17 protein-coding genes are annotated in these 24,382 nt (G+C 59.4%); 7 read left to right on the top strand and 10 right to left on the bottom strand.

Annotation, left to right across the window (positions count from 1 at the left end; genetic code table 11):
• Window positions 1–139: 139 nt before the first annotated feature.
• From O3648_RS03165 to murA, 6 genes are all read right to left on the bottom strand, one after another.
• Complete coding sequence (locus O3648_RS03165; protein WP_371568388.1) at window positions 140–1,501, bottom strand: thiamine-monophosphate kinase; 1,362 nt, start codon at window positions 1,499–1,501, stop codon at window positions 140–142.
• A gap of 78 nt (window positions 1,502–1,579) precedes the next feature.
• A complete protein-coding gene (locus tag O3648_RS03170; RefSeq protein ID WP_371568390.1) occupies window positions 1,580–2,881 on the bottom strand; it encodes a hypothetical protein in 1,302 nt (433 codons plus the stop codon).
• A 620-nt stretch (window positions 2,882–3,501) separates the two neighbouring features.
• Entirely contained in the window at window positions 3,502–4,620 is a 1,119-nt protein-coding gene (locus O3648_RS03175) for a D-alanine--D-alanine ligase (RefSeq protein WP_279740207.1), read from the bottom strand.
• Window positions 4,621–4,846: 226 nt separating this feature from the next.
• Entirely contained in the window at window positions 4,847–5,965 is a 1,119-nt protein-coding gene (locus O3648_RS03180; RefSeq protein ID WP_279740208.1) for an NAD(P)H-dependent glycerol-3-phosphate dehydrogenase, read from the bottom strand.
• 102 nt (window positions 5,966–6,067) lie between these two features.
• The gene (locus O3648_RS03185; RefSeq protein ID WP_279740209.1) at window positions 6,068–6,925 is read right to left on the bottom strand and encodes a 1-acyl-sn-glycerol-3-phosphate acyltransferase; all 858 of its coding nucleotides are present in this window, start codon (window positions 6,923–6,925) and stop codon (window positions 6,068–6,070) included.
• On the bottom strand, window positions 6,925–8,358 hold the full coding sequence (gene murA / locus O3648_RS03190) for a UDP-N-acetylglucosamine 1-carboxyvinyltransferase (protein ID WP_279740210.1): 1,434 nt from the start codon (window positions 8,356–8,358) through the stop codon (window positions 6,925–6,927). The genes O3648_RS03185 and murA overlap by 1 nt, the downstream gene beginning before the upstream one ends.
• A 686-nt stretch (window positions 8,359–9,044) precedes the next feature.
• On the opposite strand from murA, the gene O3648_RS03195 reads away from it, so the two are divergent.
• Window positions 9,045–10,493: a transcriptional initiation protein Tat gene (locus O3648_RS03195; protein WP_371568394.1), complete on the top strand. Its 1,449-nt coding sequence runs from the start codon at window positions 9,045–9,047 to the stop codon at window positions 10,491–10,493.
• Between the two features lie 189 nt (window positions 10,494–10,682).
• On the opposite strand, the gene leuD is transcribed toward O3648_RS03195, so the two are convergent.
• Together leuD and leuC are read right to left on the bottom strand one after the other, a co-directional pair.
• The gene (gene leuD / locus O3648_RS03200; RefSeq protein ID WP_371568396.1) at window positions 10,683–11,276 is read right to left on the bottom strand and encodes a 3-isopropylmalate dehydratase small subunit; all 594 of its coding nucleotides are present in this window, start codon (window positions 11,274–11,276) and stop codon (window positions 10,683–10,685) included.
• Window positions 11,277–11,302: 26 nt separating this feature from the next.
• Window positions 11,303–12,745 (bottom strand): 3-isopropylmalate dehydratase large subunit, encoded by a 1,443-nt coding sequence (gene leuC, locus O3648_RS03205; protein WP_279740215.1) that lies wholly within the window; start codon window positions 12,743–12,745, stop codon window positions 11,303–11,305.
• 411 nt (window positions 12,746–13,156) lie between these two features.
• Between leuC and O3648_RS03210 the strand changes: the two genes are divergently transcribed.
• Entirely contained in the window at window positions 13,157–14,044 is an 888-nt protein-coding gene (locus tag O3648_RS03210) for an IclR family transcriptional regulator (RefSeq protein ID WP_371568400.1), read from the top strand.
• 113 nt (window positions 14,045–14,157) lie between these two features.
• Here O3648_RS03210 and O3648_RS03215 read toward each other — a convergent pair whose 3' ends face one another.
• Both O3648_RS03215 and O3648_RS03220 read right to left on the bottom strand, forming a co-directional pair.
• Window positions 14,158–16,044, bottom strand: coding sequence for a GTPase (locus O3648_RS03215; protein ID WP_371568403.1), 1,887 nt, complete (start codon window positions 16,042–16,044; stop codon window positions 14,158–14,160).
• Window positions 16,045–16,131: 87 nt separating this feature from the next.
• Window positions 16,132–18,027, bottom strand: a complete 1,896-nt coding sequence (locus O3648_RS03220) for a dynamin family protein (RefSeq protein ID WP_371568406.1) — start codon at window positions 18,025–18,027, stop codon at window positions 16,132–16,134.
• A 659-nt stretch (window positions 18,028–18,686) separates the two neighbouring features.
• Here O3648_RS03220 and O3648_RS03225 point away from each other — a divergent pair.
• From O3648_RS03225 to cysK, 5 genes are all read left to right on the top strand, one after another.
• Window positions 18,687–19,808 (top strand): DUF6318 family protein, encoded by a 1,122-nt coding sequence (locus tag O3648_RS03225; RefSeq protein WP_371568409.1) that lies wholly within the window; start codon window positions 18,687–18,689, stop codon window positions 19,806–19,808.
• A 260-nt stretch (window positions 19,809–20,068) separates the two neighbouring features.
• Window positions 20,069–20,899 (top strand): DUF6318 family protein, encoded by an 831-nt coding sequence (locus tag O3648_RS03230; protein WP_371568412.1) that lies wholly within the window; start codon window positions 20,069–20,071, stop codon window positions 20,897–20,899.
• Window positions 20,900–21,005: 106 nt separating this feature from the next.
• Entirely contained in the window at window positions 21,006–21,950 is a 945-nt protein-coding gene (locus tag O3648_RS03235) for a DUF6318 family protein (RefSeq protein WP_371568414.1), read from the top strand.
• 118 nt (window positions 21,951–22,068) lie between these two features.
• Window positions 22,069–22,821: a DUF6318 family protein gene (locus tag O3648_RS03240; protein ID WP_371568416.1), complete on the top strand. Its 753-nt coding sequence runs from the start codon at window positions 22,069–22,071 to the stop codon at window positions 22,819–22,821.
• A 398-nt stretch (window positions 22,822–23,219) separates the two neighbouring features.
• The gene (cysK, locus tag O3648_RS03245) at window positions 23,220–24,155 is read left to right on the top strand and encodes a cysteine synthase A (protein ID WP_279754173.1); all 936 of its coding nucleotides are present in this window, start codon (window positions 23,220–23,222) and stop codon (window positions 24,153–24,155) included.
• Window positions 24,156–24,382 lie beyond the last annotated feature (227 nt).

Genomic DNA, 24,382 nt, shown 5'->3' on the forward strand with positions numbered 1-24,382 from the left:
CGGTATCCAGCCTATTTCGTACTTCTATTCTAGTAAATTTTCGGTTAAATGTACGGTATTGTCCGCCATTTGTCCCGCGGAATGAAAGCACAGAGGGAACGCACAAACCGCACGCACCTCACGGCCCTCAACCAAGCTCCTACGCGGAAGCTCCGTAGTGCTCCCAACCCATGCCGTCCAGGGAGCGGCCGTCCATCACGACCGCCGCGCCGGTTACCGTATCGTGGCGGCGCTCGGCACCGTAGAGCTCAGCACTCAGACCGCGCTCCGGCACGTCCGCAACGCAGGTTCCCAGGGGCACGAACTCTTCGGGTACTTCACTGGGGAAGGTCGCCAGCAGACCGTGGTCTTCTCCACCGACCAGCACGAAGGCGCGCGCCAAGGATGCAGGGCTCTCCCCCGCCTCATTGCGCTCACCAATCGCCAGTAGCAGGCGTGCCAACGGTAGTAGCGGCTCGGCGAACGCATCCACGGCGGCGCGGTCAAGGCGCATCTGCACCCCGGAGGCGGCGGCAACTCGTCCAGCGTCCTTGACGAGGCCATCGGAGAGGTCCAGCATGGAGCTTGCCTTGTGCTGGCGTGCCACCTCTCCTGCGGGGATGGGGCTGACGGGGTGGTGCTGCGAGTCGACGGCGCGCTCGCAGACCGCGAGCATCTGCGCGGCGTCTTCGGGGGTGAGAGTGCGGGCAAGCTCGATGAGTCCTTCGGGAAGAGCAGCAAGTGCAGCCGAACCTTCAGCCTGCTTCTCAGTGTGCTTTTGAGCCCACGCTTGAGCCACCGCACTCAGTGCCACCTCAGCATCCTGACCTGCAGCAATGGCACATAGCAGTGCCGTAGCGGGTAGGGAGAGCGGGTTGAGCAGCAGGCGCAGACCGGCATCGGACCAGGCGGTACGTCCCGCCAGGGCGATAGTGTCACCGGGTCGCGCACCGGAGCGCAGCACGGCATGATCCGTGTAGCCGAGGGCGGTAACAGTCACCGACATTTCGGTGGAGTCGCCAATATCGCCGCCGCCAATCACGCATTCGGTGGCTCCACAGGCATTGATTCCATCCACAATGCCGTGGGCGAAGCCGTCAATCCAGCCGTAAGGAGTGCTACCGGGCAGACTCAAGGAGATGAAGAGGCTTGCCGGGCGTGCACCCATGGCGGCAACGTCGGCAAGGTTCTGGGTCGCGGCTTTGCACCCCACATCGTAACCGCTGCTGCGGGCGGGTTCCAGAATGAACTCGCCACCCTCACCCGTCCGCGCGATGCCGCCGGGCCAAAGGTTCATGAAGTCCTGGTCCTCAACGAGAGTGTCGGTGGTGACCACTGTACGCTGACCGGGTGCGGGCGCGGCGAGGACGGCACAGTCGTCGCCGGGACCCACATCGAGGGGTTCAATGTGCCCAGCCTGGCGTGCCGTAGCGGCGACCTGCTCGTTGTGGGCGTTGATAATCGGCATGAAAGCGCGCAGAACGCGGGACTCCCCCAGCTTTGAGAGAGGTGTCTCTCGCATGGGGTTGTCCCGCGTATCGCTAAAAGTCTGAGGATTCACATCCTCTATTATCGCGTATTCTTACGCGTTATGTTCGCCTTATGCTCCGCGGCTGAAGTAGCGGATTGCCAGAGCAATCAGCACCAGACCGATGAGTGAGAAGAGAATCAGCGGTGCAATGCCGGAAAGTCCGGAATCGTCAGCGTCCGCATTCTTCACGGCCTGCTCCTGGGCGGCGTTCGCGCCGTCAGCCTTTGCCACGCTCTTTGCGGAGTGGCTGACGATAGCCGAGGTGGAGGAGCTGGACGACTTCGAAGCTGATGCCGAGCTTGAGAAGTTCGAGGGGCTTGCCTCCTGGGAGTGGTCTTCGTCGGTCGTATTGCGCGAGAGGTATCCAGCAACCCAGTCTGCCGCCCCCGGGATGGAGTCATTCGAGCCATTATTGGCTGCGATTCGTCCGAGGGTGGTGCCGCCAGAACGCAACGGATCATCCTCGTCGTCATCAAGCCCGTCATTCGGTGCCTTGGTACTCGATGAAGAGCTTGAAGATCCCGAAGAGGAGATGGAGGATTCAGAGGAACCGCCCGGTCGCGGAAGCTCAATCGAAATAATGACATCTTCCCCAGAGATTTCCTGACGGTTGCCGGGAGTGGTCACCTGGTTGTTCGCCGGAGGAATCGGAGCAACAGGCTCAGTCTCGACCGGAGCAACCGATTTGGAGTCCGAGTCGTTACCTGTGTCCTTTACCGGAGCTACGGGAGCTACCGGAACCACGGGGATTTCTGCTTCCTTAGAGGGTTCCTGAGTTGACGCGGGCACTACCGGAGCCTGAGTCGGCTCCTCGGAGGGTGCCTCGCTCGGTTCCTGAGTCGGTTCGGGAGTTACATCCTTGGTCGGCTCCGGATTCGGTTCGGGAGTATGCTCCGGTTCCGGAGTCGGCTGCGGTTCCGGAGTAGGCTCTACCTTCGGATCAGAGGTGGGTTCCGGGGTCAGCTCGGGAGTTACGTCCTTAGTGAACTCAGCGGTAGGCTCTGCCGTAGGTTCCGGGGTTACGTCCTTAGCGAGCTCATCGGTAGGCTCTGCAACAGGAGCTACAGTGGGCTCGGCAGTCGGCTGTACGGTCACGTCCGGAGTAGGTGTCGCGTCCAGAGTGGGCGTAGCGATCGCAGAAGGTTTAGCACTAGCAATGGGCTGAGGGTTGGAAGAAGTGCTAGGCTGAGCGGTGGGCTCTGACTGCGCGTTGTCAGTCTTATTGTCCCCCTGCTCGGTGGGCCATGCGCTTATGGTAGTAAGCGCGGGTAATACCGTCTGGGAGGAGGATGCCGCGGTCGCGGCGGAATCCAGGGTTTGTTCTGCGGTGCCAACAGGGTTCGGCGGAAGCTGTGATGCTGCCTCCTGCATATCTTGAGCAAACGAGGCTACGCATGGACTTCCGGAAGCAACCAGTGCTGTCGCCAGACTCGCAGAGACCACCTTACGGCTTCGTTTTCCCAAAGGTTGTCCTTGACTTTCTAATACGTTGTGAGTGAATAGATATCCGGTCATTAGGTAAACCGGAGTTGCCTTCGTCTATTCTACCGAATCAGCTTTTTCTTCATTACTCATTTTAGTGCTTTCCTGGCAAGCTTTGAGCTTTGCCAAGTGCTAGGACTACCTAGCGAATCTTTTCGCCATCTAGAAGCATTATTTCATGCACTTATGAACAGAATTACATTTCACCCTATCAATGCCGCTTTAGAACTTACACTCCCCCATTGGAGTACCCCAAGATAGACATTAGTGATTTGCTCATGAATGAAAAACAAGCGATTCTCATCAGCATATATGCGGGAAATACATACCAATTCACCGTTTTCCCCGGCAACTAACTTATCAGCCGCGCAAGAAACGCCCCGATGCAGAGTCTCAAGAATCCGCACCGAGGCGCCTTCCAGCAGGGACACTCCTCCACCGTTAAATATTCATACGCTGAGCGTCAGCTCAAGAACTTAGCCCACTCAAAGCTTAAGCACTCTCTAAAACTAGCGCAGACCCAAGGGGCGTTCCATCGCCAGGGTCAGCAGCTCGCTAATCAAATTAGTGTAGGAAATACCAGTGTTCTCCCACATGGTCTTGTACATCGAAATCGGGGTGAAGCCGGGCATGGTGTTCACCTCGTTAATGATCAGGCGGCCATCCTCGGTGTAGAAGAAGTCCGCACGCGACAGGCCCTCGCCATCCAGCGCCAAAAACGCCTTCACAGCCAGCTCACGCAGACGATCTTGCACATCCTGCGGCAGGTTCGCCGGGCACACGGTCACAGCAGAAGACTCAGAAACATACTTCGCCTCAAAGTCGTAGAAGCCGTGGTCCTCGTCCACAACCTCAATCTCACCGGGGTAGGATGCGCGAGGCATCTCGCCGTGGTGACCATCAAGCACAGCGCACTCAATTTCACGGCCCGCAATACCGGCCTCAATAATAATCTTCGGATCGTGGCAGCGAGCCTCTTCAATCGCCGGCACAAGCTCCTCCACCGAATCCACCTTGGTAATACCGAAAGAAGAACCAGCACGAGTCGGCTTCACAAACATGGGGAAGCCCAGCTTCAGCACGCGCTCCAGAATCTGCTCGCGGTCCTCGTGCTCCCACTGGCGGTTAGTGACAACCTCGTAGGGTCCGACCTCCAGGCCAGCAGATTCGAAAGCAACCTTCATGAAATGCTTATCCATACCCACAGCGGATGCGGTCACACCGCAACCCACATAGTGCAGGTCAGCCATTTCCAGCAGACCCTGCACGGTACCGTCCTCACCAAATGGGCCGTGCAGTAGCGGGAAGACAACGTCCACCGGTGCGGTGCGGGTAACGTTACCCTCAGCATCCACCAGGGTCAAACGGGAATCACCGGCACCCATCGGCAGGAACACCTGCTGGGTACCCTCGGGAAACTCTGCGGTACCGCGTGTACCAGCGGTCAGCTCGGCGAGCTGTTGCTCGTCGGTCAGATACCAGCGGCCGTCACGGGTAATGCCGATAGTGATGACCTCATAGGCAGTGCGGTCAATGGCGCTCAGCACACCAGCGGCGGTAATGAGCGAAATGGGATGCTCGGAGGAGCGGCCACCGCACAGCAGGGCGACGGTCTTCTTCTCGGTCATATATTTCTCCTAGTCAATGTTCCCCTACCCTCAGAGCCGGAAGGTGGAACGGCAATGCGTCAATAATCCTAACGCACGAATACCGTCGCGGTCACTGATGCGTTTCTCACGCACAGGTCTTCCGCAACGGTATCCGTCCTCGGATGTCTACGTTCAATCTTCTTCTAGTATGTCCTGGCACACATCACTAATTAGGGGTTACCAGCACGCCAGATAGCTTCAAAACCTAGTGGCTCTCATGCTTGAGGCGGCGACCCAACAGCTGAGGCGCCAACTCCTCAATGCCAATACGACCCGAAAGCACAGCCACCACAGCCTCAACAATGGGCATCTCCACACTGTGACGACGAGCCAACTCAGCCACCACCGGCGCCGACTTAATCGACTCAGCGGTCTGGATCATATGCTCATGCAGGCGGTCAGGGGTAATACCCTGGGCCAGCAGGCGCCCCGCCGTGTGGTTACGAGACAGCGGCGAAGAGCAGGTCGCAATCAAGTCGCCCATACCGGCAAGACCGCTCATCGTCGCAGCCTCGCCACCCAAGGCCACCGCCAGGCGGGTAATCTCCGCCAGACCGCGAGTCATAATGGACGCCTTCGAGTTATCACCGTAATTGCGGCCCTCGCAAATACCCACGCAAAGGGCAATTACATTCTTCACCAGGCCACCAATTTCGGTACCCACCACATCCGTGTTGGTGTACGGGCGGAAATACGCGCACGCAATTGCGTGAGCAACAGACTCAGCTACCGGCAGGGTACGAGCTGCAACCACGGAGGCGGTAGGCTCCTCCCCCATGATTTCCTTCGCCAGGTTCGGGCCCGAGAGCACGCATACGCGGTGCGGAATATGACCAATCGCGCGCACATCAGCACCACGCAGAGCCATAGATTCTTCCAGCTCCTCAGTAATGACCTGCGACATGCGCAGACCCGTACCGGTTTCCAGGCCCTTCGCCAAAGACACCAACATGGCGTTCGGCTCAATATAGCGGGCGAAGCTCTGCAACTGCGAACGCAGAACCTGCGCAGGCAAAGCAAGAACCACCATATCGGCACCGGTCAGCGCGGCGGGGGCATCCGCAGTGAAGTGCATGTTATCTGGCAGCTTCATTCCCGGAAAATAGCGAGCGTTCTCGCGGGTGCGCTCGCACTCAGCCATCACCTGCTCATCACGACCGATGAGAGTCACGCGAGTGTCATCGCCGCGCTCGCGGGCAGCATCCGCTGCAATCTTAGCGAAAGCGGTGCCCCAGCTACCGGCGCCCAACACCGCAATAGACTGCACGGTTGCCGGAGGGGTAAATTCAGGGCTTGCTGCGGGGGTGCGTCCAAAGAAGGTCACGAAAACACCAGCTTCTCTTCCTTGTGAGGTCCTTAGGTGAGCCACCGAAGGCACCCGGTCGGGCACCTATCGGTGACTCTCATATGTTTCCCAGTGGGAATACTACTTTTCGTCCGGTTCGCCGAGTGGGCCACCGACCGGACCGGAGGGGGTGCCGGAGGCTTCACGACGCTTAGCGCGCGGATTCCAACGACCCTCAGGAGCCTTCTCACCGCGGATCTTCTCCAGCTCGGCGGTAATAGCATCCAGCATGGCGTCCGTGACCACGCCCAGTTCGGTGCGGGTGTGCTTAGCATCGGGGCTGATGTCCTCAACGAGGGAGGCAATATCCAGTGCCTTGCCAACCTTCACTTGGACGGTCTTGCGCGGGAACAGCGAAATCTTACGCTTCTCCTTGATGCGGCCATCCTCGCCGTCCTCATCCACGTAACCAAGAATCTGCTCGTCGCCCCAATGCGCCACCGGGTAGACGGGCGCGCCGGTCGCAAGAGCCAGACGAGCCGCACCGGTACGCGCCTGCATGGGCCACAGCTGCGGATCGTGGGTGGTGGTGCCCTCCGGGAAAATCACAACGGCACCGCCAGCCTCAACAATCTTGCGGGCAGTAATCAGGGACTTACGCGCATCCACCGAACCGCGAACCACGGGAATATGCGCAAGCTTACGCATAATGTAGCCGAGCACGGGAGCGCGGAAGAGTGAATCCTTCGCCAAGAAGCGCGGCAGGGCACCTTCAACGAAAACAGGGAAAGCCACAGTCACCGGGTCAAGCTCGGTGGTGTGGTTAGCCACGATAATGTACCCGCCACTCTTAGGCAGGTTCTCACGGCCGGTAATCTCAACATGCGCGATGAGCTTGTACAGCCCACGCGTAGCGTTACCGAGCACCTTGTACAGAGCGTCACCATAGGCGGTGGGCTCAATCTCAGACAGAGCCTGCTTTCCCTGCTGTCCGCTCACTAGTCCTGAACCTCAACTTCCTCGGGCTCAACAACGACTATTGCAGCATCGGGCTTGGGAGCCTTCGACACCTTGCGTGTCAGCACCTCAAAGTTGGCGCCCAGGCCCTTGAGCTTCTCCTCAAAGTTCTCGTAGCCACGAGCAATCAGCTCAACACCGCTCACGTGAGAGGTACCCTTAGCAGCCAGAGCAGCAATGATGTGGGAAAAGCCGCCGCGCAGATCCGGAACCTCTATGTCGGCACCGGTCAGCGGGGTGGGACCAGAAATAATAGCGGAGTGGCCGTACCCCTTACCCTCGAAACGGCAGGGCGTGCCACCCACGCAGTCACGCATGACGACAATATCTGCACCCATCTGCTTCAGGGCGTTGGTGAAGCCGAAACGTTCCTCGTACACAGTCTCGTGCACGATAGATGCACCCTTAGCCTGGGTCAGCGCCACAACAAGGGGCTGCTGCCAGTCGGTCATGAAGCCGGGGTGCACATTGGTCTCAAAGACAATGGGCTTCAGCTGAGCACCGGGGGTGCGCTGAGCCGGGTGGGTGAAGCGAATACCCTCGGCGGTCACCTCATACAGGCCGCCCATCTTGCGGAACTGGTTGAGGAACGCGGTCATATCCTTCTGATCTGCGCCGCGCACAAAAATATCGCCGCCGGTAGCCAGTGCAGCAGAAGCCCAGGAAGCGGACTCGTTACGGTCGGGCAGGGACGTGTGATCGTAGCCGGTCAGCTCGTCCACACCCTCAATGACGATGGTGCGGTCCTCATTGATGAAGATAATGGCACCCATCTTCTGCAGAACAGCGATCAGGTCAATAATTTCAGGCTCAATCGCTGCGTTGCGCAGGACGGTTTTACCCTTAGCTCGCACACCGGTGAGCAGAACCTGCTCGGTAGCACCCACGGAGGGATAGTTCAGTACAATCTCTGCACCCTTTAGGCCCTCTTCAGGAACGATCAGAGTGGTACCGGTTTCATCATCCTTTTCAACAACTGCGCCGAACTTGCGCAGAGCCGCCATATGGTAGTCGATGGGGCGGTCGCCAATCTTGCAGCCACCCAGGTTGGGGATGCGTGCGGTACCAAGGGTGTGCAGCAGCGGGCCCACCATCAGAATCGGGATGCGGGAGTTACCGCCGAAGAGCTGAATCTCCTCCGCGTTCTTTGCAGCGGTGGTTGCATCCTGTGCGGGGTTGAGGGTCAGAACACCAGCTTCGCGGTCGTAATCAACCTTTGCGCCGTGCAGCTCCACGAGGGTGGTAACGATTTCGACATCGCTCAGGTCAGGGACGTTACGCAGGGTCGAGAGGGTCGAACCGTGCAGTGCTGCGACCATCGCCTTGGGCACCAGGTTCTTGGCGCCTCGAACGTGGACCTCACCAACGAGCGGAGTGCCACCTTCAATGCGAAGCTTGCTGATGTTCTCAGTCATTAAAAATCCTTTATGGAGTCGGCTGGTTTAGGCCGAACTTTAACAGTGTGCCAATGCGCCGCGTTCTCATACGTACCCCTGCCGGTAGCAGGGTGAAACGGGCGCACATATTCATCATTATTCTAAGCCCTGTATATAGGTGCTCCAAACGATGAATAATCTTTGGCAGGGCCGACGAGGATTTTGCTCTGCTATGTATGTGAAGAATCGGTCTGAACCTTCAGATTCAGTGCCGAAAAATAAAAAAATACACAAAAAATCACAATAATACAAACATTTTTGGGTTCTTCGCGGAAATTTGACGTTAGTTTCGTCTTTTTAACGTCCGAATTTAAATTTGAGAGCAACCTCACCCCTACAATAGCGTGCACACTTGTGCCCGCTGAACGGCACCTCCGCTCTCTAGGAGGAGCCAATCAGCTCTACACTGCGGCATCGGCGCCGGCACCGCCTTTGCAACCGCGCAGTATAGAGTCCCACGGGAGAGCGCGGGGCGTGCATTCACCGCATACACCTTTGCGATAGTGCCCACCCAAAATGGTTCGGCTTCCTGATTCACTTCAACTTCAAAAATTCATCTCAACCTCACCGTTAAATATTCGAAAGTCAACTAAAAACCATGGGCACATCACAACCAACCACAGGTCACTTCGCGCCTGCATCCGCGAACTGCTGGAGGACCCAATATGACACATCACAACACTGCGTCTGCCATTTCACGCCGTCGCCTCGTACAGGGTGCGGCATGGAGTGTCCCCGTTATCCTCGCCAGTGCAGCCGTCCCTGCATGGGCGGCAAGTAGCGAGCCCACATGCTCCCCCGTCCTCACCCTCAAGCCAACCGCAACCGGCTTCGACGACAAGGCTGGTGCGTACACCGAATGGCTCGTTCCTGAAGGCGTTGGACGAGTACGATTCAACCTCGTGGGAGGTGCCGGCGGTGCCGCATCCTCCTTCACCCCCAGCTACCTGACCAATGTCACGAACGCGTCCCTGGCTGGCGGCGGTGCTGGCGCACAGCTCAGCGGCGTTCTGATGGTCAAGTCCGGCGATATCCTTCGCGTCTGGGCGGGTAACGGCGGTGTCGGCTCCGCAGCCGGCGCGCAGCCCGCATACGGTGGCGAAGGCTACGCAGCCGGTGGTGACTCCACCGGCTCCAGCACCGCAACCGGCAGCGCACAGGTAGTGGGCACCAGTAGCGGTTACGTCTACGGTGCTTCCGGCGGCGGATCCTCCGCTGTCGAGCTGGTCCGTGACGGTGCGGTCACCGTCGTGGCTGTTGCGGGTGCAGGGGGCGGCGGTGCCCAGCTGGGCACCCTCACCACCCACCAGCACGTCTTCAACGTACAGCCCAAGGATCAGCTGAACCCGGCACTGCGCGTGGCATTGGACCGCCGCGACGCATCCACTACCGCAGGCGGTAGCGCAGGCAGTGACTTGGGCACCGATAACACCGGTCAGGGCGGCATACTCATGGCAAGCCCCTACCAGGAATTTAAGCCTCTGGAAGAGGGGGACAAACCCTTCGATATGCGTTTCGTGGTCACCGGCGGTACCGCTGGTCGCTCCGGCACACCCGGCACCCTCGGTGAGGCACTGACCGGCATCCTCAACGAGAACAATGAGCTAAAGCTTCAGTCGATGTCCGACCCCTGGTTCGATTCGTACAGCTTCCCGCGCTACTACTTCTACGAGGGTGACTCCGTACATGAGGGCGAGAAGGGCACCGGTGGCGCGGACGCTACCGGCTCCTACCGCGGTAAGGGTGGCTCAGGCGCTCTACTCTCCCACACCCACGGCAGGCTCTCCCTCACTTCCGTAGCATCCGGCGGTGGCGCCGGCTATGGTGGAGGCGGCGCAGGTCTGAACATCTGGACTATCGGCGCATACTACGAGAGCGTTTTCGGCCGTCAGGTACAGTTCGAGGGCGAAGGCAACATCTACTCAATCAGCTCCCTGAGCAGTGGCGGCGGCGCGGGCGGCAGCTACATTAACTACGAGGTGGTCTCTGACTTCGCTCTTACCACCGCACAGAACGCGAACCCGACTGCAGGTGTGCGCTCCCCCGGTTCGGCGGCACTGTACAAGTGCGCCGAGAATACAACCTTGGAAACCCCCATCACTGAGGGTCCCTAATCTCTAGGCATTGAATAAATACGCCTCTCCGGGAGCTGATGCTCCGGGGAGGCACTTTTATCTGCGTGCCAAGGGTTTTAGGTACAGAAAAGCTCGAAGGCGGCGACTGATTCAGTCGCCGCCTTCGAGCTTTATATCCCTAGGTTTTAGAACGCTCGGCGTAGATATTCCCTATATAGAGTTCTCTACTTAGAGCTCCTGAGTGCGGGGCATCCAGGAGGGGCGCTTCGCCTCGTACGCCTCAATAGCGTCCAGGTTCTGCAGGGTCAGACCAATATCGTCCAGGCCCTCCATGAGGCGCCAACGCACGTAGTCGTCAATCTCGAAGGGAACAACCAGCGCACCCGCGGTTACGGTCTTGGACTCCAGGTCAACGGTGATTTCGGTGCCGGGCTCGTACTCCAGTGCCTTCCAGATCAGCTCAATATCATCCTGTGCAACCTGTGCGGTAACCAGGCCCTGCTTACCGGAGTTGCCACGGAAAATATCGGCAAAACGAGCGGAAATAACGACCTTGAAACCGTAGTCCTTCAGCGCCCACACCGCGTGCTCACGGGAAGAACCGGTACCGAAATCTGGGCCCGCCACCAACACGCTACCGTGCTTGTAGGGCTCCTGGTTCAGGATGAACTCGGGGTCCTTACGCCAGTTAGCGAAAAGGGCATCGTTGAAGCCAGTCTTGGTCACTCGCTTGAGGTAGACGGCGGGAATGATCTGGTCGGTGTCAACATTCGAAGAACGCAGCGGCACGCCAATGCCGGTGTGCTTAATAATGGGTTCCATAATGGCTCCTTAGCTATAGCGGCGTGCTAGGCCACGACGTCGGACGGGGCGGACAGGGTACCGCGTACAGCGGTTGCGGCGGCAACCACCGGGGAGACCAGGTGGGTGCGGCCACCCTTGCCCTGGCGGCCCTCAAAGTTACGGTTCGAGGTGGAGGCGCAACGCTCACCGGGTGCCAGCTGGTCGGGGTTCATACCCAGGCACATGGAGCAGCCAGCGAAACGCCAGTCGGCACCGAAGTCCTTGAAAATCTTGTCCAGGCCTTCTGCTTCAGCCTGTGCACGGACCTTCTGCGAGCCGGGCACGACCATCATGCGCACGTTCTCGGCGATGGTGCGGCCACGCACGATGTCCGCCGCGGCGCGCAGGTCCTCGATGCGGGAGTTGGTGCAGGAGCCCAGGAAGACGACATCCACAGGGATTTCCTTCATGGGGGTGCCCGCCTCCAGGCCCATATATTCGAGGGCGCGTTCTGCTGCGACCTTATCGTTCTCGTCCTCGAAGTCATCCGGGGAGGGAATGGCGTGGCTCAGCGGAATACCCTGACCGGGGTTGGTGCCCCAGGTGACGAAGGGTTCGAGCTCGTCAGCGTTAATGAAGATTTCCTTGTCGAAGATGGCGCCTTCGTCGGTGGGCAGGCTCTTCCAGTACTCGACTGCCTTGTCCCACTCTTCGCCCTTGGGTGCGTGCTGGCGGCCTTTGACGTACTCGAAGGTGGTCTCATCGGGGGCGACCATGCCGGCGCGGGCGCCCGCCTCAATGGACATATTGCACATGGTCATACGGCCCTCCATGGAGAGAGAGCGAATCGCGGAGCCACGGTATTCGAGCACGTAGCCCTGACCACCGCCGGTGCCGATCTGGGCGATAACAGCAAGGATGATGTCCTTCGCGGTCACACCGGGCTTGAGGGTGCCTTCAACATTGATTGCCATGGTCTTGAAGCGTGCCAGGGGCAGGGTCTGGGTTGCCATGACGTGCTCCACCTCGGAGGTGCCGATACCGAACGCGAGAGCGCCAAACGCACCGTGGGTGGAGGTGTGGGAGTCGCCGCAGACCACGGTCATGCCGGGCATAGTCAGACCCAGCTGGGGGCCGACTACATGCACGATGCCCTGCTCCTCGTCGCCGAGGGAGTGGATGCGCACGCCGAACTCTGCAGCATTACGGCGGAGGGTCTCAATCTGGGTGCGGCTGGTCAGGTCGGCAATGGTGCCGAAGATGTTGTCGGTGGGGGTGTTGTGGTCCTCGGTGGCGATCGTCAGGTCGAGGCGGCGCAGGGGGCGGTTCTCGATGCGCAGACCTTCAAATGCCTGGGGCGAGGTCACTTCGTGCAGTAGCTGCAGGTCGATGTAGAGCAGGTCGGGCTTGCCGTTTTCACCGGGGACGACGACGTGTGCGTCCCAGACTTTTTCTGCCAGGGTGCGCGGACGGGTGCCCGCGGTGGTTGCGTTCTGTTCGCTAGTCATGCTTTCTCCTGCTTGATGCGTTCCTACGGTGGATGCGTTCGGGGTGGTGCGTGCCGCCGGTTTTGGGGATTGAGAGGCGGATTATGTACCCGATGGGACCCTCAAACCGGTATTTCCCTGCGGCGTGTCGCGTATTTTTTCACGGATTCTTAGCCTGTGAGACAGACCGGAATCACCCCGAGATAGCGGGTGATTTATTGTGGGTTTACACTATGGCTCCGTAGTGATTTTGCGGGGTTGCACGCACTTTTCTGCGACTCTTTCACACATTTTCACCCATAAACCCACATAAACACTTATTATGACAAATTCATAATTTATCCCGTAGGGGGTGATTCCATCTTCAGCTGTGCGCCCGGAAGAGTCCACAAAGTCCAGGGCATCTTTCATATTCTGAGATAGAATATAAGAATGACTCTTTCCGCCTCACGTTTTAACGCATACGGAATGCGTCACCCCAACGCATCCACACACCACAACGCACCGATTGTCGACCCCGTCAAGCCGCCCGAACACATGGCCGCCGACGAGCAGATGGTAGAGGTAAACTCCCACGGCTCCTCCGGCGTTGGCGTACTCGACAAAGCGACCCTCATTCTTGATTGCCTCGAGGCAGGACCCGTATCTCTGGGCGACCTCGTCAAGGCAACCGGTCTGGCACGCCCCACCGCACACCGCCTCGCCGTGGCGTTGGCACACCACCGCCTCGTAGCCCGCGACGTGCAGGGACGCTTCATGCTCGGACCCCGTCTGGCCGAACTCGCATCCGCAACCATTGCTGACGAGCTCATCACCGTGGCAGACCCGATTCTGCAGAAGCTCAGCCTCGCAGCTGACGAATCCACCCAGCTGTACCGCCGCCAGGGTGACTGGCGCGTCTGCACGGCGACCGCGGCACGCCCCTCCGGCATGCATGAATCTATTCCGGTCGGCACCCAGCTGTCCATGCAGGCTGGCTCCGCCGCCCAGGTACTGCTGGCTTGGGAAGACCAGAACCGCATTGTTGAAGGCCTGCGCGATGCACACTTCAGCGCCGCCATGCTCGCCGCTGTACGCCGCATCGGCTGGGCACAGTCCGTGGGCGAGCGTGAGCGCGGTACCGCCTCGGTGTCTGCTCCGGTGTGTGCTCCCGGTGGCAAGGTGATTGCGGCAGTCTCTATCTCAGGTCCGGTGGATCGTATGACCCGCCAGCCGAACCGCAACTACCCCGAGCTGGTCGTCAAGGCTGCTCAGGCGATTACTGACGGTTTGCGTGAGCTTTCTGCTTCTCACTCGGCATCGAATGTTGAGGAAAGCTAAGGCTCTGTTCTGGATAGTTTTCATGAAAAGGATCCCTCTCCACCTCGATTTGAGGTGGGGAGGGATCCTTTTATGCGCTCTTAGCCTGATACTGTTTTTCAGATAATACGCCGCTAAATATCCAGCGCCTTGCGGTAGGAGTTGAGGCGCTTAGCTTCCAGCTGCACCGGGGCAACCACGCAGGACTGCACCGCCTTCTCAACACCGGTCTGCAGGCGACCTCGCAGCTTACGTCTGTAGTAGCGTGAGCCCATGGCGGTGAGCAATCTGCCCACCCCCGCCGAAGCGATGCCAAGGAGTATGCCCAGCAGCAGAAGCAGGGTCGGCAGGGGTACCGGGGAGCCTTCGGGGGTCGGGGCGGGCGGTAGCTGAATCTGCAGGTACGCCATGCCGGAGATGAGGGTCAGCCATCCGACGCCTACCAGGGCACTCAGTAGCGCGATCCACTGCAGCGCGTTGAAGAGGACCCAGGGGGCGCGGGTACGGCCCAGACCGTAGTCGATGCGCATCATGTCCCGTTCGAGCAGTTCGGGTAGCTCCGCCTCGCGGGAGAGAGCGGCTTCCTTCATACTGCGCTTCCACGGGTCTTCGACGCGGTCCGCCATCTGATTGCTGTATTGGCGCACGGCGTTCGCCATGCCTGCCTTCTGGGCGGCGCTCAGCGGGGGTAGCGAGGATGCCACCAGCTCGGGTGCATTCTCACTATCGGAGCCAAGCATACCCGAGGATTTCTCCGCTTTAGACGCGCTCTTTGTTTCGTCCTGCTGCCCCAAGTGCAGGCGGCGCAGGGGGTCAGCTTTCAGACGGCTCATCCAGCGGGTGAGGATCCAGCCGGTGTGCTGACCTGCGGCGCGACGGTAGGAGGCGGTTGCCGCCTGCAAAACCTGCTCTGCCTGGCTGGAAGTGTAGCACGCCTTCGCGAGCTTCTGTTCCGCTTCGAGGGCGTAGGCTCCGGCGAGCACGGCTCCCTCTCCCCCGGCATAGGTGCGCAGCTGGGATGCAGTGGCGTGCAGCTGTGCGTCGGTTCGTTGGAGGGATAGGCTCTTGGCGGCAGCTACCTGCGCGAGCAGGTCGCGTAGCACGTCGACGCCCTCACCGGTTCGTGCGGAAACGGCGATGGGTGCGGCGAGCAGGTGCGCTTCGGTGCCCTCAGCCTGAAGCAGGCGGGTGAAGGATGCGAGCACGGCGGGCACCTCGGCAGGTGCAAGCTTGTCTGCCTGGTTGAGCACGCAGAGTGCTTGCGCGCCGGAGGCGGCAAGCGGCACCATGAAGTCGCGGTGGATAACGGCGTCGGCGTATTTTTGGGGGTCGACTACCCAGACGAGTACGTCCACATAGCGCATCATGCGGGCGGCGAGGTCGCGGTTCGTGGTGGTGACTGAGTCAAAGTCGGGCATGTCCAGCAGAATGAGGCCGCCGGTGCGGGTACGCATTTCGCCGCGTCCGCCTGCTGCGCGGCGTATGCGGTTGAAGAGTCCGGGTGCCGGTTCGGTGACGGCGTTGGGTGCCGCCGCTCCCCCGGCTGCTTTATTGTTTCCGCCTGCTTCATTCCCCTCGGATACGTTTCCTTCGGCCGCGAGCGCCTGAGTTTGCGGGTAGACGCGCTTGTCAATGCCGAGCCAATCGAGCAGTTCTTCGCTGCCTTCTGCCTCCCAGATTGCCGCCTGCACGGTGCAGGTGGTCGGGCGCGTGGGGGCAGAGAGGGCGATATTCTGCCCGGCGATAGCGTTAAATAGCGTGGATTTGCCGCTACCGGTTGCACCGAAGAAGCCGATGACGGTGTGTTCGGTGGAGAGTTCGCGGCGCTGGCTGAGGCGTTCGAGGGTTTCTGCGGCGTCGAACAGGACGGTTTCGGGGACTCGTCCTTCACCGTAGCTAATGGCATCCTTCAGGGATGCAACGGAGCGCGCGAAGGGCGAGGACGCCACGACAGAGGTGGCGCCTCGCTCCGCGTTGCGCTCAGCGGCTTTGTTCTCGAGTTTCTTCTCGGGGGTAGTCATAGTGTATTTTTCTTCGTCTGTGGTGCGCGGTGAGGTGGTGCGCGGTGGAGATGATCTGGTGACAGGCGGTTGACCGCGCTACCCCGACTATGCTGTAGCCGACCAGGGGGTCTGCACGTCCTTTGCCTGGGCAGCTTGGCTCTGCGCGCTCATTTCTGCGGCGATTTTCTGCACCTGCTCGGCCGCACGATGAATGTCCTCAGCCTCAGCCTGCGGGTCGGTTTCTTCGAGTACAGCAGTGAAGGGCTGAGCATGCTCGGTGAGCAGATCCGCCATGCGTTCGAGCAGGTCGGTGCGGGCGCGGGTTGCCATGCGGCGCACCGCGTCTTCACCAAAGATGGACTCGAGCAGCTTGGTGCCGACCACGCCGCTACTGCCCGCAATACCCGCTTCAATACCGGTAATGCCGCCTGTGAGGCTGAACGCGGCGACCATGAGTATCACGGCGGTGGCGTTCACGCCCAGGGAGAGGAAGCGGGCGCGTTTGCGCTTGTCGGCGCCTTCTTTGCGGATCATTTCGAGGACGGAGCCCTGCCAAAGTCGAATCTGCTCGGCAACGGCTGCGGAGAAGATGTCGTCGGCGGACTGCACCTCACCCTTAGCTTCTGCATTCTGTTTGGACGCGGCAGAGACAGTCTGTGGCACATCCAGGCGCGCAACTAGCGAGCGCCCGGCGCGGCTGGCACGCCAGCGGGTGCGGGTGTTTTCGGAGGCGCGGGCGGCTGCATCCAGCACGACGGCGTGGATGCCACTTTCGAGGGCGTCTTCTACCTTCTGGGCAGCGGCGGGCTGACCGCGCAGGGCGGAGCCGACGCGGTCGCGCAGGCGACCGATGGTGCTGTCGAGGGATCGGAAGAAGTCGCCGGTTCCCACGAAGTCGTGCCAGCGTGAGAGTACTTCGCCGCGTAGCAAGGAGCCATCGGAGAGGGCACCGTCGATGGTCGTCAGCGCATCTTCGTATTCTTCGGCTGCGATGGCGGCAAGCGACTGGTGTGCCACCTGCTGACGTGCCTGTTCGGCGGCGAGCACCTGCAGGTTACCGGCGAGGGTTTCGACGGCACCGGCGAGGGTCTGCCGGGCGATGGCGGCGCGGGCGGGCGCGTCGGCGCCGAGTTCGCGGATCCACAGGGTCAGCGGGGCAAGGCTGACGGGTGCGAGCATGCCGCTTTCATCGCGCGGCTGTTCGGTGACGGTGTGAATCAGTACGGCGTGGATTCCGGCCTCGTCGAGCATGCGTCGCAGGTCTTTTTCGATGGCTTCTTCATCACCTTCGGGCACGCGGTTGAGCACCACGACAATAGCGATGGAGCGTGCGGCTGCTTGGTGGAGTAGTTCCCAGGGCACGGCGTCGGCGTAGCGGTTGGCGGTGGTGACGAAGAGCCACAGGTCAGCGGCGGAGAGTAGCTCCTTGGCGAGGGTCCGGTTTTCCTCGGAGACGGAGTCGATATCGGGTGCGTCAATAAGCGCGATGCCCTGTGGTAGTGCCGAGGTGGTAATAGGAATGAGGGCGCGCGCAATCTTCGGGTCGAGGCCGGGTAGTGCCTGCACTCCTGCGTTCATGCCGGAGGTGCGGGTGCGCGGCAGGGTGGGTAGGAAGCGTTCGGGTGACAGAGCCTCCTCATCTTCTGCGCGGTGCAGGAGTACGGGGTGGCGGGTGGTGGGTCGAATCGCACCGGACTGGGTGAGCGGCTCGCCGAGCAGGGTATTGACGAGGGTGGATTTGCCGGCACCGGTGGAGCCTCCGACCACGATCGTGAGGGGGTTGTCGACGCTGGCGCTACGCGGCAGGATGTAGTCATCAAGTTGGCGTGCGATGGCGGCGAGCAGGGTGCGCGCGGTGGCGGTGCCGTGCTCGCCGGTGCCGTCGTGGGTGACGGTGTAGGGCGCGCCAGGGGTTTCGCTGGCTTCTACGTCGAGTGGGAGGGGGATTCGAGTGAGCAGTTCGCGAGCTGCTTTGAGCTGCGCATAGTCAGTGGTAGTCACAGCGCTATTGTCCCATAGGGCGCACCTGCTTCATGCCATGTTTGGGTGTTGGCGCGCCGCCATCTTCTTACTCTCACATCTGGTACAGCTTTGAGTGCGCCCGCAAGCGCGTGCAGCAACACTGCAGATTCTCATTCTCATTCAGTAGTAGAGCCTCCCCCCCCCATCTCAGCACCGCAAGGTTCTCAGGAGGTACGGTCAAACTCCTAGCGTAGAGTCCCTAGCATTCGCCAGGTAGAGCCCCTGTCGGTATCGGCTTTGGATGGCTGGTTTCTACGAATAACCACCCCTGTGGCTAACTCTGAACCATCCACGAATACTCCGAGTGCACAGCCAACACCTCACATGAGTAGCCTCTCGAAGGCGACTCGTTACATTCGAGACTCAGCCTAAAGCTTCTTTCCATCCGTGCCTTGAAGAACCCTCCATATTGGGTGATATGAGGCACGGATGAGGGCTTTTATTTGTGTGCCACGCGCGAAATCTATAGGCTAGGGCTAGATGAGGTCGGCCCATTTTCGTCTCAATCCGTGTCTACCCGCCCCGCGGGTGACTGCTTCGCATCCTCCTGTAGGGGCGATGTTAGGCTGAGGATTAGGATGTGAGCCCTTCACTTATCACCGATATTTCCGCATCACAGCACATTCAAGGGGATCACTATGATTCACAGCCGCCGCCACTTTATCGCGCTCACGGGCACCGCTGCCATGGGTACTATGCTTGCCGCTTGCGGTTCCAAGAAGACTGCGGAGGCGACCGCCTCCCCCACTGCTTCCGCTACGATTGCGGGTGCCTACGACAACCTGTCGGGCGAGTTGAAGTGGACCAAGTACATTCCCGGTCATGGTGCAGCTCCGATGAGCAGTACCGATCCGGAAACCGGTCAGGTGTACACGATTGAGCCTACTGCCGGTCCTGCTAGCACAGATTCTAAGGCAAGTGCTGTGCCCATCCCCATTGAGGATGAGAGCATGTACGACAAGAACGCCCGCGGTCTGCGTGCCACTTTCGCGTATTTTGCGGCGGCGGTGAACTATGCCCGTATGACCGGTGAACCCGGTCCGGCTCTGCAGGTGGTGCATGAGCATAATTCTGTTCAGCGTGCTTCTTTAGAGAAGCTGCGTGCGTTCTATGCGCCCGGCACGAACTGGTTGGTTGATGGCGAGTGGACTTTCCGTCTGACCGAGAAGCAGCCGACTATTCGCGGTACTAAGTATTCGTGGGCGTGTTCTGTTACTCAGGCGCACGGCTTGCAGGTTGAGAAGTCGACGAACGCTACCAAGCCCCTGGAAAATACTGAGGCTGCGGGGATCACTGCTCTGTACGCTGAGTACGATGAGGAGGCGAAGCGCTGGTTGGTGATTGCGCCTCAGCAGTATGATCCTGCGTTGACTCCGAAGCCTACTCAGACTCCGCGTGCTCAGCCTTCTTCGACCTATACCCCGACGGTGACTGATGACAGCACCGTGGCGGCTAATGGTGGCGCGAACGCCGGTGCGAACACCTCGGGTAACGGTGCCGCGCAGGGTACCACAAATAATGGTGCTGCGCAGGCGCCTGCCACCCAAAACAGTGGTGGACAGAACGGCGGCGCACGACTGGACACCGGCTCCCAGAATGGTGCGGCGCAGAATAGTGGCGCGCAGAACGGTGGAGCACAGGATCCTCAGCCTGCCGTTGCGACGGCTCAGCCGAGTGTAGCTCCCGGCGCTCCTGAACCCGGTGTTGCTCAGCCCGGTGCCGCTGGTGCAGATACTGCTCCCGCCGGGGGCGCCCAGTAGCCCCTCCGCTATAGACCAATGAACGCGTCCTCTCCTTCACTATGTCCTGTGCCCCTTCGCTGCCCTGCTGCCACTGGTTGCGGTAAGTTCGCTGATGGGCGGCATATCACGCTCAATCGAGCGGTGGTACACACGGGTGTGAAGGCGAGGGCGCGTTATACTTAGGACTGTCTCTAGAGGGATATCCGCGTGTGATATCCGTTCAACGAGGCACACTCTCACTCGTCTCTCACCTGAGATTCTCACCTGAAAGGTACTCCGTGGCGCTTTTCCCTTTGACCTCTGGGCTTTCTGGTAGTTCCGCTACCGGCATCAGCCGCCGTTCTGCTCTGCGTTACGCCGGTGCGGGCGTTGCAGGCGTGTCATTGAGCGCCCTGCTGGTTGCCTGCGGTGGCTCTTCCCCCACCACCGAGGACACTGACGTGAATACCCCTCAGTTTTCCTCCTCTGCTTCTTCGCGCACTGACTTTAGCGGCGAGGTAACCTTCGATAACTATGAGAATAAGGGCATTTTCGTTCCGGCGACCGAGTCTGCTCCCGCACAGAACGTGCCGGTCCCGAAGCGCCCGCCGAGCGCTTCGGAGAACTCGGTGCAGGGTCTGTACGATTCGATTGCGTTTGTGTATGCGGCGATTAACTACCTGGTGTTGACCGGTGATGCAGCTCCGCTACGTGAGTCGAAGGCTGATGAGAAGTTCGTTGCGTCGTTCTCATCGTTCATGGATGAGTCGGATGAAAGCTCGCAGGTGCGTAACTGGTTTGTGTCGCCGAAGGTGACGATGTCTGCATTCACTGCTGTTCCGACCTTGGTGAAGAAAAGCGTGCAGTGGACTTTCGATTTGGTGATTGATTTGGGTCCGACCGTTGTGGTTGAGGGCGCTCCTGCGGAGATGTCTGAGAAGGTTCGCCGCACTGAGCGTGGCCTGGTGGTTACAGGTGTACGCGACGATAATGATTGGACTTTGACTATTCAGGACGAGTATGAGGCTCAGGCTTCAGCTCAGCCTAAGAATGGTGGCGCTAACTTCGGTAATGCTGGCAATTCCGGTACCTCCGGTAATGGCGGAAATTCTAATGGTGAGAACCTTTAAGCTCTCAGATGGATGAGGCATCATGCCCTAACTCGCACTCGGGTTAGGGCATGATCTGTTTTACTCTGGTAGTAACTAGCTTTCCTGGATTGAAGGTTTTTCTCTTATGTCTTCTTTTTCTCAGTCTTCTCTCTCTCGCCGCTCCCTGCTGCGCCTGGGTCTGGGCGTTTCTGCTGTTGCTGGTTCTGCAGCACTATTGAGCGCTTGCGGTTCGGGTGGATCTAGCCGCCAGTCTGGTTCTCAGGGCGGTAACCTGAACGGTTCTAAGTCGAGCACTAACCCGAATGGGTACAGTGATGATGGTCAGAACTATTCGGGTCTGGTGGAGTACACCCACTATGAGGGCACGCTGAGTTATGAGCAGGGCGCGGTGGAGCATCCGCCGCGTAATGCTCCGAAGCCGAAGGTGACTGATGCTTTGTCGGTAAATACGGTGACGGGTTTCCATGAAGCGATTGCTTATTTTGCGGCGGCCATGGATTATCTGGTGAAGACCGGTAGCACGGATGCGTTCTCGACCGGCATTCTGTTGTCGTCAAAGACTCGCTCGGAGGTGGATGCCCTGTCGGCTTCTATTCTTGCGGGTGTGGAGAAGGGGTCCTGGTATGTGAATCCGTCGGCTTCCTATGCGCTTTCGAGTGCGCAGCCGTCCATTATGAGTGATGGCAATCTGCTGTTTAAAGCCAAGTACACTCTGGACTTCGGTACGGATGCGGTGGCTGAGGGCAAGATTCAGCCGGTGGTCACCTCCGCGAGTACTTCTGCTGAGCCTACTGAGTCTTCTGAGGATGCGCTGGTGTCTGATGCGCCGTCCCCCACTGCTTCTGCGACGGCGGCGGATCCGGTTTCTCAGGTGACGGTTCAGGAGTGCGATTTCCGCGGCCGCTACCATGCTGATTCTAAGATGTGGGAGCTGAGCGTAGCGTACGGTACGACACTCCAGGGAGGCGCTACTCAGGGCACCGCGAGCGCGGCGGTATCCGGAGCAGCATCTGCTTCCGAGTCTGTTTCGGGTTCTGCTGAAGCTTCCGCCACCTCCGCGGCGTCATAGTTCGTCATAACACTTTTATCTGCGAGGCGCTTCTCACGCTTCGCTTGACTCAACTCTGTATCCTGTTGGGTTTGCGGCTAAACTGGTTACAATCACCGACTGACTGAAAGGTATCACTATGTCCGAGAACCTGACCCGCCGCGCGGCGCTGGGTGTGCTGGGTGTCAGCTCCATGGCTTTGCTGGCGGCTTGTGGCTCTAAGACTACTTCTGAGGCGTCTGCTTCCGCTTCTGGCTCTGAGAGTGCTTCTGCATCGGCTTCTGAGTCTGCCGCCACCTCGCCCTCTGCCTCTGCATCTGCGTCTGCGTCGGCTACCACAGCGAATTCTCCGCTTCCTAACGACAATAAGGATTACAGCGGCGTAGCGAAGCTGGAGAATATGGAGGAGCACGGCGAGTACCAGCCGGGTAACGCTGAGCACCCACCACAGAATGTTCCCTCCCCGATCATTCCGGAGACCATGCACCAGAACTCGGTGGCTGGCTTCGCGGCGGCTCTGGCGTACTTCGGTGCGGCATTTGAGTACCTGCTGCGTACCGGCGATATGCGCTATATGAACGAGGTCAGCACCGACCAGGAGACCCTGACTGCGATGAAGAAGTACGCGGACTCCACCAAGGCAGGTATTGATGAGAAGAAGACTTGGTACGTGAACCCGACCGCTACTTTGACCATTGGTACCAAGCAGCCGGTTCTGGCGCAGGGCGCGTACAACTGGACCGTGACTCTGAACGTGGATCTGGGTGAGAAGCTGTTCAAGGATGGTAAGGAGCAGACCGTGGCGGCTGATAAGCGTCACGTGAAGATGTTCGGTGAGTCTGTTGGCCGTTACTTGAACAACAAGTGGGATTTGCACATGGACATCAACTAGTCCTCTGGACTGGTTTTCTCCTCCGCTTTTGCATCTTTTCCATCTCAGGATGCGGTTTTTCACTGTTTTTCCATTGATGGCAAAATTTATGGCTCCAGATTGCGGTGAACAGAGTTCATCACTCCTCTTATACATTGAGGTTGTCTTTTGGGGTACATAATGTTTCTAGAGCGCCGCACATGCATCATCCTTTGTTGAGAAAGGGGTTGTGCGGCGCTTTTCTGTACCCTCTTCCCTGAACCTCGTTCCTTGAGGTTTTTCTTTGGCATTATTACGAACTGTGACTGCAGGTTTAAACCTGTTGCTGGCGAGTAGTAGAGTTGCCACGTAACCGATTATTCATTGTGGAGACCCCCGACGCGGCCGGCCTCCCCCAAGCTCACAAAGGAGAGCACCCCATGGCAAAGATTCTCAACAGCATTGTTGAAGCAACCGGCCAGACCCCCCTGGTTAAACTGAACCGACTGGACGAGGGTCTTCCCGGTAACGTAGCGGTCAAGCTTGAGTTCTACAACCCCGCAGGCTCGGTCAAGGACCGTATCGGTCGCGCCATCATTGACGCCGCTGAGAAGTCGGGCGCACTGAAGCCCGGCGGCGCCATTGTTGAGGGTACTTCCGGTAACACCGGTATTGCATTGGCTATGGTTGGTGCTGCTCGCGGTTACCGCGTCATCCTGACCATGCCGGAGACCATGTCTGCTGAGCGTCGCGTGCTGCTGCGTGCTTACGGTGCTCAGATTGTGCTGACCCCCGGTACCGAGGGTATGCGCGGTGCTGTGGAGAAGGCTAAGGAAATCGTTGCGACCACCGAGAACGCTATCCTGGCCTCCCAGTTCTCTAACGAGGCAAACCCCACTATTCACTACAACACCACCGGCCCGGAGATTTGGGAAGCAACCGACGGTAAGGTCGACATTTTCGTGGCGGGTATTGGCACCGGCGGCACCATCTCCGGTGCCGGCAAGTACCTGAAGGAGCAGAACCCGGACGTGAAGGTTGTTGCGGTTGAGCCGAAGGACTCCCCGCTACTCTCCGAGGGTCGAGTTGGTCCCCACAAGATTCAGGGCCTGGGCGCTAACTTCGTTCCCGACACCCTGGACCGCGGCATCTACGATTCAGTGACTCCGGTCAGCGCTGAGGACGCTATGCGCACCTCCCGTCTGCTGGCTACCCAGGAAGGTATTCTGGGCGGTATTTCTTCCGGCGCGGCTGTCTGGGCTGCTCTGGAGGAGGCTAAGAAGTCTGAGAACAAGGACAAGCTAATTGTGGCTATCGTTCCCGACTTCGGTGAGCGTTACATCTCTACCGCGCTGTACGAGGATATCCGCGGCTAATTGAGCTTCTGAGCCCCGGGAGGGGCTTATAGCACTACGCCCCGTCTACCGGTTGCACCCGGCGGGCGGGGCGTTTGTGCATCCTTGCGGTGTTTCTTGTGACCGCTTACCTGAGAGGGTTTTACTCCCGCAGTGAACCGTCGCCCCGTATTCTTTGCCGTATCCCCGCTGAGGGTTGCGGCGGAAATAGCCGAAAGGGTCCCGTTGTTGGTACCTTTGGAAAGGTC

Source organism: Rothia sp. 27098_8_161 (assembly GCF_041432905.1).
In the GTDB taxonomy this organism is placed as follows: domain Bacteria; phylum Actinomycetota; class Actinomycetes; order Actinomycetales; family Micrococcaceae; genus Rothia.

Excerpts from the sequence above, each read along its gene's own strand:
- O3648_RS03165 (WP_371568388.1), bottom strand. The coding sequence starts at position 1,501 with ATGCGAGAGACACCTCTCTCAAAGCTGGGGGAGTCCCGCGTTCTGCGC.
- O3648_RS03170 (WP_371568390.1), bottom strand. The coding sequence starts at position 2,881 with ATGCAGGAGGCAGCATCACAGCTTCCGCCGAACCCTGTTGGCACCGCA.
- O3648_RS03175 (WP_279740207.1), bottom strand. The coding sequence starts at position 4,620 with ATGACCGAGAAGAAGACCGTCGCCCTGCTGTGCGGTGGCCGCTCCTCC.
- murA (WP_279740210.1), bottom strand. The coding sequence starts at position 8,358 with ATGACTGAGAACATCAGCAAGCTTCGCATTGAAGGTGGCACTCCGCTC.
- O3648_RS03195 (WP_371568394.1), top strand. The coding sequence starts at position 9,045 with ATGACACATCACAACACTGCGTCTGCCATTTCACGCCGTCGCCTCGTA.
- leuD (WP_371568396.1), bottom strand. The coding sequence starts at position 11,276 with ATGGAACCCATTATTAAGCACACCGGCATTGGCGTGCCGCTGCGTTCT.
- leuC (WP_279740215.1), bottom strand. The coding sequence starts at position 12,745 with ATGACTAGCGAACAGAACGCAACCACCGCGGGCACCCGTCCGCGCACC.
- O3648_RS03210 (WP_371568400.1), top strand. The coding sequence starts at position 13,157 with ATGACTCTTTCCGCCTCACGTTTTAACGCATACGGAATGCGTCACCCC.
- O3648_RS03215 (WP_371568403.1), bottom strand. The coding sequence starts at position 16,044 with ATGACTACCCCCGAGAAGAAACTCGAGAACAAAGCCGCTGAGCGCAAC.
- O3648_RS03225 (WP_371568409.1), top strand. The coding sequence starts at position 18,687 with ATGATTCACAGCCGCCGCCACTTTATCGCGCTCACGGGCACCGCTGCC.
- O3648_RS03235 (WP_371568414.1), top strand. The coding sequence starts at position 21,006 with ATGTCTTCTTTTTCTCAGTCTTCTCTCTCTCGCCGCTCCCTGCTGCGC.
- O3648_RS03240 (WP_371568416.1), top strand. The coding sequence starts at position 22,069 with ATGTCCGAGAACCTGACCCGCCGCGCGGCGCTGGGTGTGCTGGGTGTC.
- cysK (WP_279754173.1), top strand. The coding sequence starts at position 23,220 with ATGGCAAAGATTCTCAACAGCATTGTTGAAGCAACCGGCCAGACCCCC.